General features: G+C 54.2%; 11 protein-coding genes. 6 read left to right on the plus strand and 5 right to left on the minus strand.

Features of this window, described 5'->3' with window-relative positions; all coding sequences use genetic code 11:
* The first annotated feature begins 70 nt into the window (after positions 1 to 70).
* Entirely contained in the window at positions 71 to 1,492 is a 1,422-nt protein-coding gene (gene ftsP / locus ABD035_RS08450) for a cell division protein FtsP (protein WP_343869328.1), read from the plus strand.
* 48 nt (positions 1,493 to 1,540) lie between these two features.
* Here the strand turns inward: ftsP and dkgA are convergent, their stop codons facing one another.
* The 3 genes from dkgA to metC all read right to left on the minus strand — a co-directional run bounded on the left by dkgA (position 1,541) and on the right by metC (position 4,520).
* Positions 1,541 to 2,371: a 2,5-didehydrogluconate reductase DkgA gene (gene dkgA / locus ABD035_RS08455; RefSeq protein WP_212714445.1), complete on the minus strand. Its 831-nt coding sequence runs from the start codon at positions 2,369 to 2,371 to the stop codon at positions 1,541 to 1,543.
* Positions 2,372 to 2,553: 182 nt separating this feature from the next.
* Positions 2,554 to 3,216 (minus strand): DedA family protein, encoded by a 663-nt coding sequence (locus tag ABD035_RS08460; RefSeq protein ID WP_343869330.1) that lies wholly within the window; start codon positions 3,214 to 3,216, stop codon positions 2,554 to 2,556.
* A 92-nt stretch (positions 3,217 to 3,308) separates the two neighbouring features.
* The gene (metC, locus tag ABD035_RS08465) at positions 3,309 to 4,520 is read right to left on the minus strand and encodes a cystathionine beta-lyase (protein WP_343869333.1); all 1,212 of its coding nucleotides are present in this window, start codon (positions 4,518 to 4,520) and stop codon (positions 3,309 to 3,311) included.
* Positions 4,521 to 4,805: 285 nt separating this feature from the next.
* On the opposite strand from metC, the gene exbB reads away from it, so the two are divergent.
* From exbB to ABD035_RS08485, 4 genes are all read left to right on the plus strand, one after another.
* The gene (gene exbB, locus ABD035_RS08470) at positions 4,806 to 5,531 is read left to right on the plus strand and encodes a tol-pal system-associated acyl-CoA thioesterase (protein WP_343869887.1); all 726 of its coding nucleotides are present in this window, start codon (positions 4,806 to 4,808) and stop codon (positions 5,529 to 5,531) included.
* A 5-nt stretch (positions 5,532 to 5,536) separates the two neighbouring features.
* Positions 5,537 to 5,959, plus strand: a complete 423-nt coding sequence (exbD, locus tag ABD035_RS08475) for a TonB system transport protein ExbD (RefSeq protein WP_212714448.1) — start codon at positions 5,537 to 5,539, stop codon at positions 5,957 to 5,959.
* Positions 5,960 to 6,173: 214 nt separating this feature from the next.
* Entirely contained in the window at positions 6,174 to 7,496 is a 1,323-nt protein-coding gene (gene tcuC, locus ABD035_RS08480; RefSeq protein WP_343869335.1) for an MFS transporter, read from the plus strand.
* A gap of 461 nt (positions 7,497 to 7,957) precedes the next feature.
* Complete coding sequence (locus ABD035_RS08485) at positions 7,958 to 10,072, plus strand: putative bifunctional diguanylate cyclase/phosphodiesterase (RefSeq protein WP_212714450.1); 2,115 nt, start codon at positions 7,958 to 7,960, stop codon at positions 10,070 to 10,072.
* A 426-nt stretch (positions 10,073 to 10,498) separates the two neighbouring features.
* On the opposite strand, the gene ABD035_RS08490 is transcribed toward ABD035_RS08485, so the two are convergent.
* Complete coding sequence (locus tag ABD035_RS08490; RefSeq protein WP_212714451.1) at positions 10,499 to 10,966, minus strand: RidA family protein; 468 nt, start codon at positions 10,964 to 10,966, stop codon at positions 10,499 to 10,501.
* Positions 10,967 to 11,378: 412 nt separating this feature from the next.
* On the opposite strand from ABD035_RS08490, the gene ABD035_RS08495 reads away from it, so the two are divergent.
* The gene (locus ABD035_RS08495; protein WP_343869339.1) at positions 11,379 to 12,671 is read left to right on the plus strand and encodes an NAD(P)/FAD-dependent oxidoreductase; all 1,293 of its coding nucleotides are present in this window, start codon (positions 11,379 to 11,381) and stop codon (positions 12,669 to 12,671) included.
* Positions 12,672 to 12,765: 94 nt separating this feature from the next.
* Here ABD035_RS08495 and ftnA read toward each other — a convergent pair whose 3' ends face one another.
* Entirely contained in the window at positions 12,766 to 13,278 is a 513-nt protein-coding gene (ftnA, locus tag ABD035_RS08500; RefSeq protein ID WP_212714453.1) for a non-heme ferritin, read from the minus strand.
* Positions 13,279 to 13,477: the final 199 nt, after the last annotated feature.

The following is a 13,477-nucleotide window of genomic DNA, read 5'->3' on the forward strand; positions in this document are numbered from 1 at the left end:
TTCAGAAATATGTGTGTCGTTTGTCGTGGTATAACGCCGCTGGCGTTATCAGTATAAGGTCAGAAGTATTATGTCTTTTAGCAGACGTCAGTTCCTTCAGTTATCCGCCGCCGCTGCCGCCGGTACGACATTGCTGCCGCAGGTCGCACAGGCCGCAGAAAGCGGAGAGAATCCGTTACCGGTACCGCCTTTACTGGAATCCCGGCGCGGGCAGCCACTGTTTCTTACGCTTCAGTCCAGTCACTGGGCCTTTAGCGGCGGTAATAAAGCGCCGGTCTGGGGATTCAATGGCCGTTATCTGGGGCCGACCGTACGGGTCAGAAATGGCGATGATGTGAAGCTGATTTACAGTAATCGCTTGCAGGAGCCGGTTTCTATGACCGTCAGCGGGTTACAGGTGCCCGGCGCCCTGAATGGCGGAGCCCCCCGGCAGATCTCACCCAACGTAGACTGGGCTCCGGTACTGCCGGTACGCCAGCCTGCCGCCACCTGCTGGTATCATGCCGATACACCCCATCGTATGGCTCCGCATGTGTACAACGGCCTGGCCGGTATGTGGCTGATTGAAGATGACAACAGCAAATCTCTGGCGTTACCCAAACATTATGGCGTTGATGATTTTCCGCTGATCATTCAGGACAAACGGCTGGATAACTTCGGTTCACCGGAGTACGACAGTAACGCGAAAGAGGGCTTCTACGGCGATATTCTGCTGGTTAACGGGGTACAGAAACCTTATGTGAATGTCTCGCGTGGCTGGGTCAGATTACGTCTGCTGAATGCGTCCAATGCCCGGCGTTATCAGCTGCAACTCAGTGATAATCGTCCTTTCACCGTGATTGCCGGCGATCAGGGCTTCCTGTCTGCACCGGTCACGGTACAGCAGCTGGCGCTGGCGCCGGGGGAACGCCGGGAAGTGCTGGTCGATCTCTCACAGGGTAACGATGTTTCTATCACGGCGGGGACGGCGGCGACCTTTGTTGAACGTATCAAAGGGATTTTCCAGCCATCCTCGATCCTGACCTCGACGCTGGTACTGACGCTGCGTCCGACCGGTTTACTGCCGCTGGTCACCGATGGTTTACCGACACAACTGAACGGCCCGGCCCAGCAAAGCAGTGTGACCGGCAGCCGGCAGATCCGGCTGGATGACTCACCGCCCGGTATCAACGGTAGCGCCTGGGATATGATGCGTATTGATACCGTCGTCAGTCAGGGGACTACCGAGCGCTGGACAGTGCAGGCGGAGCACCCGCAGCCTTTTCATATTCAGGGCGCGGTGTTTTTGATTAGCAGTGTAAACGGTGCACCGCCGATGGCAGAAGACAGGGGCTGGAAAGATACGGTCTGGGTGGACGGTACGGTGGAGTTATTGGTGACTTTCCCGCACAGCGCCTCGGAGCATTTTCCGTTTGTCTATTACAGTCAGAATCTTGAACTGGCAGACCGCGGTGTGGCGGGGCAGCTGCTGGTTCAGCAGGCGATTAACTGATCCTGACGCGCCCGGGCAGGACCGGCGGACTCACCGCCGGTCAGCCGGTCAGGCTTTATTAAAACTTTCCGGTTCCGGCCCCAGACGTTTCCCTTCATCCAGCGCCGCCAGCTCGCTCAGCTCGCTCTTATCCAGACTGAAATCAAAGACGTCAAAGTTCTCATCGATCCGTTTCGGCGTCACCGATTTAGGGATCACGACCAGCCCGCTATCGATATGCCAGCGGATCACAATCTGTGCCGGACTTTTTCCGTACTTCTGAGCCAGGCGCAGGATCAGAGGCTGGTCAAAGACCCCTTTACCGCCCTGAGCCAGCGGGCTCCAGGATTCTGTACGGATATGATGCAAATCATTCCAGGCATGCAGCGGACGCTGCTGGAACAGAGGGTGAAGCTCAATCTGGTTAATCGCCGGAGTAACCCCGGTTTCACGGATCAGCTGTTCCAGGTGAGGCTGCTGAAAATTACAAACACCGATACTGCGGGTCAGCCCTTGTTTCTGTAACTCAATCAGTTGTCTCCAGGCATCGACAAAATTGCCATTCTGCGGGCAGGGCCAGTGGATAAGATAGAGGTCCACATAGGACAGCTGCAGCTTCTGCAGGCTGGTTTCCAGTGCCTCGCGGGCCTGTAATTGATCGGAATTCCACAGTTTGGTGGTAATAAACAGATCTTCCCGCGGCAGGTCACTCTCCTGCAGAGCCTGACCGACACCTTCTTCATTCTGATAGATCGCCGCGGTATCGACAGAACGGTATCCGGTGTTCAGGGCATGGATAACGGCATCGCGTGTCTGTTCAATGCTGGCCTGCCAGACGCCTAACCCCAGTTGAGGCATAAGACGATCATCATTCAGTCTGACAATGGGTTGTCCGGACATTGGGTTCTCCTCCGTGGTATTTTGCGGGTTCATGAGTACGGTGGCACGGAGTTGAGTGTAGCCCGGAATATTCGTTTTTACCGGGGGACACCGGCAGAACAGCGGAAAAACCGAATATTCCGGGCTGACCGGACGGGAGGGAGGAGTGCACCGGCCCGGGCGAAAAAGGCCGGTTTGCGGGGTTATCCGGCGTTGTGGCGACGTTTTTTCCACACCAGCATCAGCGTTCCGATAAAGCCGCTGACCAGCAGCAGTAACGGGATTAACATCAGTGCTGTCATCACCTGGTCTTCATGTCGCCGGATAAAGGGGACATGACTGATCCCGTAACCGAGAGTGACCAGGATCGCGACCCACAGCAGGCCACTCAGCCAGTTGAAGAGCTGAAAGCGGGTGTTACTCAGCCCGGAAATGCCTGCCATGGCAGGTAACAGTGTCCGGACAAAGGCCAGAAAGCGGCCAATCAGCAGTGCAGCCAGCCCATGCCGGATAAACATCTGCTCTGACCGCTGATGATAACGGGCCGGCAGATGCTTCAGCCAGCCCTGTACCAGCGGGTAATTCCCAAGCCATCGACCCTGCAGATACCCGATCCAGCACCCCAGGCTGGCCGCAGTGGTGAGGATCACCAGTGCAGGAATAAAGTGCATCACGCCCCTGGCAATCAGTGCGCCAGCCAGCAGCAGTAAGCTGTCGCCCGGCAGAAAAGCTGCAGGCAATAAGCCGTTTTCCAGAAACAGCAGGGTAAACATGACCGCATAGACAATCCCGGCCATCTGAGGATTTGCCAGAACGGCAAAATCCTGATGCCAGAGAGCCCGGACGACCTCATTTAAAGCACTCATCTGTTATCTCGTTATAAAATCATGGCTGCGGGGGACGCTATAACTGCCCCGCAGGGCAGTCGACGCCGGTTCACCCGCGTATGTTTAAGGGGTTACCCCGGATGACGGGCCAGACGCTCAAAGCCTGCCGCCAGGTCGGCAATCAGGTCATCGACGTTTTCCAGTCCGATATGCAGGCGTACCAGCGTGCCTGGCAGCGCTGCCTCGCCCTGCGGACGGATGGCCGCAATCTCTTTCGGCTGATTCGCCAGGATCAGCGACTCGAAGCCTCCCCATGAATAGGCCATGCTGAAATGGCGGAAGTTATCCAGGAAGTCGGCCAGGGCCGCGTGAGAGAGCTGTTCCCGTAAGACAAAAGAGAACAGCCCGCTGCTGCCGGTGAAATCGCGTTTCCAGAAGCGGTGTCCGGGGGATTGCGCTAAGGCCGGGTGATTGACACGCCAGACCTCTTCACGGCCTGCCAGCCATTCGGCGACTTTCAGGCTGCTTTCTTCATGCTGGCGCAGGCGGACGGACAGGGTACGCAGACCCCGTGAGGTCATATAGGCCGTATCTGCATCCACCATCTGGCCCATCAGATAAGAATTTTCACGCAGGGTCGGATAACAGCGTTCATTTGCCACGGCCGTGCCGATCATCCCGTCTGAGTGACCGATCAGATACTTGGTTCCGGCCTGGATGGAGATATCAATCCCGAAATCCAGCGCATTAAACAGCACGCCGGCCGCCCAGGTGTTATCCATCATAATAATGGCGTCCGGCGCTTTTCTGCGGACTGCCGCGACGATGGCCGGAATATCCTGAACTTCCATGGTGACAGAGGCCGGGGATTCCAGGAAAACGATACGGGTATTCGGCTGGATCCACTGCTCTATCTCGCTACCGCAGGTGTGAGGGAAGTAGGTGGTGGAGACATTCAGTTTACGCAGGATGGTATTACAGAAGTCACGGGTAGGTTCATACACCGAACCGCACATCAGCACGTGGTCACCGCTTTCGGCGAATGCCAGAATCGCATTGGTCACGGCAGCGGCACCGCAAGGGTAAAGCGCACACCCTGCGCCATTTTCCAGTTCGCACATCGCTTCCTGAAGGGCAAAATGCGTCAGAGTACCGCGGCGCCCGTAAAAGAGCTCTCCCTGTGTACGACCTGCCGCCGCCCGTTTCTTTTCGGCAACAGTCTCAAAAACCAGCGATGATGCCCGCTGAATGACGCTGTTTACCGCGCCTGCGGTATAGCGTTTGCCTCTGCCGGCGCTGATCAATGTCGTTTCCAGTTTTTTATCTGATCTGTTGTTTGTCATTTCTCTCTGCTCTGCCAGTCTAACCCTGAGTGACACGTTAACATGAAAAGGTGTCCCGGCCAGTGATCACGAGAAAAATTCACCCTGATCATCTCCTGCCTGAGAATAAGGGCTGCGGATGACAGCTGTATGAACGCGGAAGCCGCCTCCCGGAAGGGGCAGGGAATACACGGTGTAAATACTAATGATAACTACTATCAATTAAGCTGTGATTTGGTATGATCGGGTATATTGCAGGTTGTTAAACGGTTATATGGAGTCGCACACGTGGTAGCCAATGATCTTATGCAGACGGATCTTTCCGTCTGGGGCATGTATCAGCATGCTGATATTGTTGTAAAAATTGTCATGATTGGTCTGTTACTCGCATCGGTGGTGACCTGGGCGATATTTTTCGGTAAGTTCACTGAGCTGAGTGCCGCCAGACGCCGGCTGAAAACCGAGCAAAAAGCGCTGAAAGCGGTGCGGACGCTGCAACAGGCAGTGGATATCGCCACGACATTTCCGGCCAGCAGCCATAGCCGTGCGCTGATTGCTGAAGCGCTGGATGAACGCGATCTTTCTGCCGGCAGCCATGAGCCGGAAGGGATCAAAGAGCGAACCGGTTTCCGGCTGGAACGTAAGGTCGCCTCTGTCGGTCGTTTTGCCGCACGCGGTAACGGTTTTCTGGCGACTATCGGTTCTGTTGCTCCCTTTATCGGGCTGTTCGGTACGGTCTGGGGCATTATGAACAGCTTTATCGGGATTGCCAAAACCCAGACCACGAACCTGGCGGTCGTCGCTCCGGGGATTGCCGAAGCTCTCCTGGCTACCGCGATCGGGCTGGTGGCTGCGATCCCGGCGGTGGTGATCTACAACTTTTTTGCCAGGATGATTGCCGGTTATAAAGCCTCTCTGAGCGATACCGCAGCGCAGGTATTGTTGCTGCAGAGCCGTGATCTCGATCTGAATCAGGGCGCGGTAAACAGCACTCCGGCGCGTACCTCTGCCCAACAACTGCGGGTGAGTTAATCGTTATGGCAATGCGTCTGAATGAAGATGTGGAAAACGATGGCGAAATGAGTGAGATCAACGTGACGCCCTTTATCGACGTCATGCTGGTATTACTGATTATTTTTATGGTGGCGGCTCCGCTATCGACGGTGGATGTTAAGGTTAATCTGCCGGCTTCCACAAGTAAGCCTGCACCACGCCCGGAAAAGCCGGTTTATCTGAGTATCAAAGCAGATAAATCCTTGTATGTCGGCAATGAAGCGGTCTCTGCCGGACAGCTGATGGCGTCGATTGATGCGCTCACCAACGGTAACAAAGAGACCACCATCTTTTTCCAGGCGGATAAAGAGGTGGATTATGCGACCCTGATGAGCGTTATGGATCAATTACGTGCGGGGGGCTATCTGAAAGTCGGGCTGATGGGGCTGGAGTCTGCCGGTCACTGATCGCCGGGTGGACGATGCCATGATGAAGAGGGCTTCTCTGAAAAGAGAGGCCCTTTTTTTATGCGGGCAGTTTTTATTGAAGTTTATTTGTTGATATTTTGTTACTTATTTGTTGGTTGTTGTCACGCATAAAACCAACGGGCATCACATATTTTCGTCAATAGCCGGGGTAAACATGAGCCACGATTAAAATAATCACAGGAAGGATTGGGCTATGAGCGCTTCGGACTTATCTTCTGCCGCCAGTCATACGCGCGGTGCTAAAGCGATTTTCAGGGTGACCAGCGGTAATTTCCTGGAAATGTATGACTTTATGGTGTTTGGCTACTATGCGACCGCCATTGCAGGCACATTCTTTCCTGGCGGAGACCCCTGGTCTTCACTGATGCTGACGCTGATGACGTTTGGTGCCGGTTTTCTGATGCGGCCACTGGGGGCTATGGTGCTCGGGGCTTACATCGATCGCCACGGCCGGCGTAAAGGGTTGTTACTGACCCTGGGACTGATGGCTATCGGGACGCTGACGATTGCACTGACCCCGGGCTATCACACCCTCGGCAGCCTTGCCCCGGTAATTATTCTGGCCGGTCGTTTGTTGCAGGGGTTTTCTGCCGGGGTGGAACTGGGCGGTGTATCGGTCTATTTGTCTGAAATTGCCCCTAAAGGCCGCAAAGGATTTTATGTCAGCTGGCAGTCAGGGAGTCAGCAGATAGCCGTTATTTTTGCTGCCGTACTGGGACTGTTACTGAACCAGTGGCTGGATAAAGGGCAGGTCACCGACTGGGGCTGGCGTATCCCCTTTGTCGTCGGCTGCCTGATCGTGCCTTTTCTGTTCTATATCCGTCGGATGCTGGAAGAAACCGAAAGCTTTGTCCGGCGTAAACATCACCCGGAAGTCAGGGATATTCTGCGTTCGGTCGCCAGTAACCGGGCGCTGATCCTGGCCGGGATGCTGATGGTGGTGACCACGACGGTGATGTTTTATATGATAACGGCGTTTACTCCGACCTTCGGTAAAACGGTACTGATGATGAGCGATCGTCAGAGTTTTATGGTGACGCTGTTTATCGGGTTATCTAACCTGATCTGGCTGCCGGTGATGGGGGCTCTTTCGGACCGGCTGGGCCGTCGTCCGTTACTGATCGTTTTTACGTTGCTGACAATGTGTACCGCGTGGCCGGTGTTGAAATGGCTGGTGGCGGAGCCGACCTTCAGTCATTTACTGGAGGCCGAGTTATGGCTCTCTTTCCTGTATGCCAGTTATAACGGCGCAATGGTGGTGTATCTGGCAGAAATTATGCCCCCTGAAGTCAGGGCGACCGGATTCTCCCTGGCCTACAGTCTGGCAACGGCGTTGTTCGGCGGTTTCACACCGGCGATTTCCAGTTACCTTATCCACGCCTTCGGGGATAAAGCGATGCCCGGGGCCTGGCTGACCTTTGCCGCCTGCTGCGGGCTGATCGGCACACTGTGTATTGGTTACCTGGCCAGACGTTACCAGCAGAAACAGACAGCGGTGACATTACAGGGCGTGTGAAGGGCAGTAACTCACTCCTGCGCCTGAGACCCGGCGGTTCGGCCGGCAGGAGCGACGATCAAACCGGGTCTGGTACCTCAGGCTGGTCAATGAAGCTTATGAGAACGCCGCCGCAGATAACGCAGCGGCGTTTTTATCAGGCCTGGGCGGCCGGTTTTTATTCTCCCGGCGGGGAACGTCAGATATTTTTGTCGCCTGAAGCCAATTAAGGTTTGTTAATGTCAGATCGTATGACGTACTATGTTTAATTAGCAGACGTTTTGACAGGGCGTCAGCGTGCAACGTTCGTTGCCGTACTTTTCTGCTTTGGAGCAGCGCCGGATCCACTCAATAACTAAAAAAACCCTAACGTTATCTGCCTCAGGGAGTATTTCCTGTGTACCGGAGATAGCTGTTCTGTTTTTCCACTGCTATTTTTAGTTAATACTTTCGTTTATGAACCTGTGACAAAAGGAGTCACTATGCTCGATGTATCCTGGGATAAATGGCTGGTGTTTATATCACTGCTCATCGCCTTTATCGCCTCTTTCACTGCATTGGATACGGCAGGGCGGGTTGCCAGTTCCCGGGGATGGAAAGCCAGATTCTGGCTGGCGGGGGGCGGCACCGCGATGGGCATTGGTGTCTGGTCTATGCACTTTATCGGCATGCTGGCCATGAAATTCCCGATGCCAATGCACTACAGTATCGGTTACACCGGTATCTCGCTGCTGCTTGTCATTGTGGCATCGATAGCCGCGCTTCAGCAGGTGGTCAGCCATCAGCATCTTGGCTGGGGCCGTCTGATCCGTGGCGCTTTTCTGCTGGGCAGTGGTGTGGTCGGGATGCACTATCTTGGAATGTATGCCCTGCTGGTCGACCCGGGGATCATCTGGAATAGCGGGCTGGTGATTTTATCGATTATCGTTGCCTATGTCGCTTCCGGGGTTGCCCTGTGGCTGGCGTTCGAGCTGCGTAAAGGTGAAAGCGGCATTGTCATGCGTCGTCTGCAGGCCTCTCTGGTGATGGGAGTCGCCATTGCCGGTATGCACTATATCGGTATGGATGCTGCTGATTTTAAAGCCGGGTCCCATATTTACGGACACGGTATTAACTCACCGGCGCTGGCTATCTGGGTATTTTTATTTACCCTCAGCATTCTTGGCTGCAGTCTGCTGGTGTCGATGATTGATTCGCAAATCAAAACCACACGGCTGGCGAAGAAATTACACCAGGCTAACCGTGAATTACATAAGCTGGCGATGCATGATCCATTGACGTTATTGCCTAACCGCGCTTATCTGGAAGAGCAACTGGATCATTATATTGAGGAGGCCTCCTCAGGCTCGGCATTTGCGCTGATGTTCCTCGACCTGGATGGCTTTAAGATGATCAATGATGCTTACGGGCATCATATTGGTGATCGGTTGCTTATTACGGTCACCGAACGGTTAAAAAACATTCTTGATTCTGACCATGTGCTGGCGCGTGTCGGCGGTGATGAATTTGTGTTGCTGACGCCATCGACCTCGGCAGATGCGGCGGAACGTATCGCCTCCCGAATGGTGAAAGCGATCGAAAAACCGTTTCATATTTCTGAATATGAGCTGATGGTTTCCATCAGTATCGGGATTGCGCTGTATCCGCCACACGGATCAGAAGGTCGCGATATGATGTTCAATGCCGATGTCGCCATGTATCACACCAAGAATAATGGCCGTAACGGCTTCAGCGTTTATCGTCCGGACATGAACCCGATGGGGAAAAGTCAGGTCCAGCTGAAAAATGAATTGTGGCGGGCGTTGTACCACAATGAATTACGTCTGTTCTATCAGCCGAAGAACGATGCCGGGAGTGGGCAGATCATCGGTTATGAGGCACTGGTTCGCTGGCAGCACCCTGTGCGTGGTTTATTATCTCCGGATAAATTCCTGCCGGTGGCCGAAAAAAGCGGTATGATCATTCAGGTCGGTGAATGGGTTCTGAACGAAGCCTGTCGTCAGCTGGCTATCTGGCACGCCCAGGGCAATACAGAACTCTCCGTCTCCGTGAACCTGTCTGCACTGCAGTTTGAACAGGAAATGCTGGCCCAGGTGGTACTGAATGCCTTAACCACGAACAATGTGCCGCCGGAAAAAATGATTCTGGAGATCACCGAAACCACGGCGATGCGTTCACCGAAAGAAACTATCCGGATACTGACCATTCTGAAAGAACACGGTATTCAGGTGTCCATCGATGATTTCGGTACCGGGTATTCCAGCCTGTTGTATCTGCAGAGTATGCCGGCCAGTGAACTGAAGATTGATCGTGCATTTGTGCGTGAAATTAACAATAACCATACGGATACCCGTTTGTTAGCCATGATCATTGAACTGGCGAAGAACATGAATCTGAATATCGTGGCCGAAGGGGTTGAGACCGAAGAACAGCAGCGTCAGCTGACTGAGCTGGGTTGTAATATCCTGCAGGGCTTCTATTTCAGCCGTCCTGTGCCACCGGAACAGCTGGTATTGCCGGAAATCATGGTAAAACCCCCTGCACAGGTAAAACTGGATCTGGTACCGGATACCGGTTCCCGGAAGATCAGCGCCTGATGCCTGAATAAGGGGCGGGGATTGAGAGGGTACCTGTCAGCCGTGAGGGAATGTCCTCTGTCTTAGCGGTTACTGTGATTTTCGTTACAACAACCCTCCCTGTTTTACAGGGAGGGTTTTTTATTACCCTGATCACTGATTGCCGGCCCCGCCAGACAATCCTTCCGCAGCGGTTACCCGTGAATGCAGTCCGTAATAACCAAACCCGGCGGCGGGGGAATGAGCCTCAGGCGTTTATGGGATGCCCTCGTCATCGTAAGAATGCTATTCGCCGCCTCTGCGCCGGCAACAGTCCCGGCAGGGTTGCAAGCGAATGACCGGCGTAATGACGCGGGACGCTGATATTGACCTGCCCGTAAAACAGCCCCGGCTTAGCCCGGAATGTGTCATCTTTCAGAATGCCGGGTACCCACGTGACGCTGACCGTTATTCCGCGACTATTTCGGCAATCATTTCGATTTCCACCGCCATGCCCAGCGGTAACTCTGTGGCCGAGACCGCACTCCTGGCATGTTTGCCTTTGTCACCAAACACCTCGACGATAAAATCTGACGCGCCATTGATGACCAGATGCTGCTGATCAAACCCCGGCGCACTGCGGACCCATGCCAGCAGTTTGACGAATCTTTTAATTCTGTTCAAAGAACCCAGTTCGTTTTTCAGCACGCTGAGCGCATTAATCGCCGCCAGCCGCGCCGCCTGATACCCCTCTTCAGGGGTTATGTCGTGGCCTACCGACCCTTTCCAGACAACTGCACCGTCTGATAGCGGCCCCTGGCCGGAGACAAATGCGAGTGAACCGCTGATCACTACCGGGACAAAGTTCGCCGGCGGGGAGGTCACGGCGGGAAGTGTAATGCCCATTTCGTCGATTTTCTGATCCGGAGTTAGCATGTCGTTTTCCTGAACGCGGAGGGTAAGGGATACCGGGGGTACCGCCGAGCGTTTCATCATAAAATCTTTTCCGGTTTTATTCTCATACTGAAAACTGATATCCCGCTGATTAACAGGGCATAATGTGGCTGTGGCTGTGGCTGTGGCTGTGGCTGTGGCTGTGGCTGTGAACGTGGCCTGGTTAACCCGAACCTGCCGTGACTGGTGGAATGATAAAAACCGGACCGGGGGGCAGCGTGACCCCGACGGGTATAACCGCGGCCAAAGACCCGGACCCTGTTCTGTCGTTCACTGCGAAGAGAGGGTTGTGGCATACGAATTGCTTTACTTTATAAGCGCCGTGATACGGACGCAGGAGCGGCCCGGGCAGAGGGCTGGCAGCGCGCCGTGAACTCCGGATACCGGAGACGGAATGACACTCAGTACCGGGCCGGTACTGCTTTTACAGGTAAATTTTATGACGTATGACGTATTTGTTTTAGGTGCAGGGATGGTGGGGACCGGTTGCGCGCACTATTTACAGGAAAGCGGGAAAACCGTCGCTCTGGTCGATAAAGGTGCGCCCGGGATGCAGACCTCTCATGGTAACGCAGGGATTATTCAGCGGGAGGCCATTCAGCCCTATGCATTTCCCCGCCAGTTATCGGTGATCCTGAGCGCAGCGGCTAACCGGAGAACGGATATACGTTACCAGCTGCCAGCTATTCCTTCGCTTATCCGGCCGCTCAGCCAGTATTACCATTATTCGGCGCGGGCACGGTATGCCGGTATCGCCCGCGAGTACGCCTCGCTGATCTCTCTTTCGCTCGAAACGCATAATGAGCTGATTCATAAAGCAGGAGCAGAGGCACTGACGGGAACTCACCAGTGGCTGGCCTTGTCACGTAGCGATCAGCATCTGGAAGAAAGTTACCAATCCGCCGATCTGCTGACAGAGCAGGGGGTCAGCCACATAAAACTCTCGGCAGAGGACCTGAAGCGCAGAGAACCGGATATCAGTCCGCACTTTCCCGGGGCTGTGATGTGGACTTCTCCCAGGACTATCCGCGATCCGTCTGCCTTAGTGCAGTCGTATGTGGATCTTTTCCTGCGTGATGGCGGGAGCTTTATTTCCGCAGATGCCCGGACCCTGAGCCGGACCCGCGAGGGCATGTGGGAAATCAGAAATGACCAGGGGGATGTCTGCCGGGCCCGGCAGGTGGTGGTGGCTCTGGGGCCATGGAGCACATTACTGACCCGTAAATTTGGCTATCAGCCTCCGCTGTTTCCCAAACGTGGCTATCATCGGCATTACCAGGCACAACCCGGTAAGCAGCTGAACAACTGGGTGCTGGATGCGGAAAAAGGGTTTCTGCTGGCACCCATGAACCGGGGGATCCGGCTGACGACCGGTGCTGAGCTTGCAAGGCTTGATGATCCGCAAACCCCCCGTCAGCTTGACCGGCTGGAACCTGTTGCCCGGCAGGATTTCCCGGTGGGGGAGCGGGTGGATGATGAAACCTGGTCCGGTAGCCGGCCCTGCTTTCCGGATATGAAACCGGTGATTGGTGAAGTGCCTGGGGTCAGTCAGATGTGGTGCGCTTTCGGTCACGGGCATCAGGGATTCACTCTGGGTCCAGCCACCGGGATGCTGCTGGCACAGATGATGACCGGTCAGAAAACAGCTATCGAAATGCAGCCATTCCGTCCGGAAAGGTGGAAATAGCCAGAGGTATCTGCGATACGCTGATAGCCGGCTGAACAGGGGCGTGCGGGAAAGGGCGAGGCTAACACGGCGGGCAATGCCCGCCGTGAGTCAGTCAGGCACCTTTGTTGTGCACTTCACTGTCCATTCTTGCCAGGTCTTTATCCAGCAGGAACGCACCGTTGGAGCTGTTTTCCAGCATACCCAGCTTATCCAGTACGGTTTTGAAGATTTTCTCTTCTTCGTGCTGCTCTGCGACATACCACTGCAGGAAGTTGAAGGTGGAGTAGTCGTGAGTTGTCATCGCGGCGTGTGCCAGCTCATTAATTTTTCCGGTAATTAATTGCTCATGCTCGTAAGTCTGTGCAAAAACGTCTGACAGTGATTTAAAGGTGACCGGTGGCGCGTCGATGCTGCCGAGCACCGGTAACGCACCGGTATCGCTCAGGTAGTCGAACAGACGCTGCATGTGTTCCATTTCTTCACGGGAATGCTTTTTCAGGAACGAGGCTGCACCTTCAAATCCTTTATCTGCGCACCAGGCGCTCATCTGGAGGTACAGGTTTGCTGAATAAAATTCAAGGTTCAGCTGATCATTCAGACGGGAGATCATATCGGTAGTTAACATGAGGATAACCTTTTAAACAGAGGTAACAAGTTGTGTATTTATGGTGAGCGATTATGCATCAATATGTGTTGCTTGTGAAGTGAGCGTTTGTATTTTTATCTTTATTTATCATGATCTTAGTAATGTGAATTATTCAGTTAATGTAATGCAAGTCTTTCTCATTTTTATCTCTGTCCGGCGGCCGGTTTGTTACAAAAAT

It is taken from the genome of Tatumella terrea, assembly GCF_039523755.1.
GTDB classification, from domain to species: Bacteria; Pseudomonadota; Gammaproteobacteria; order Enterobacterales; family Enterobacteriaceae; genus Tatumella; species Tatumella terrea.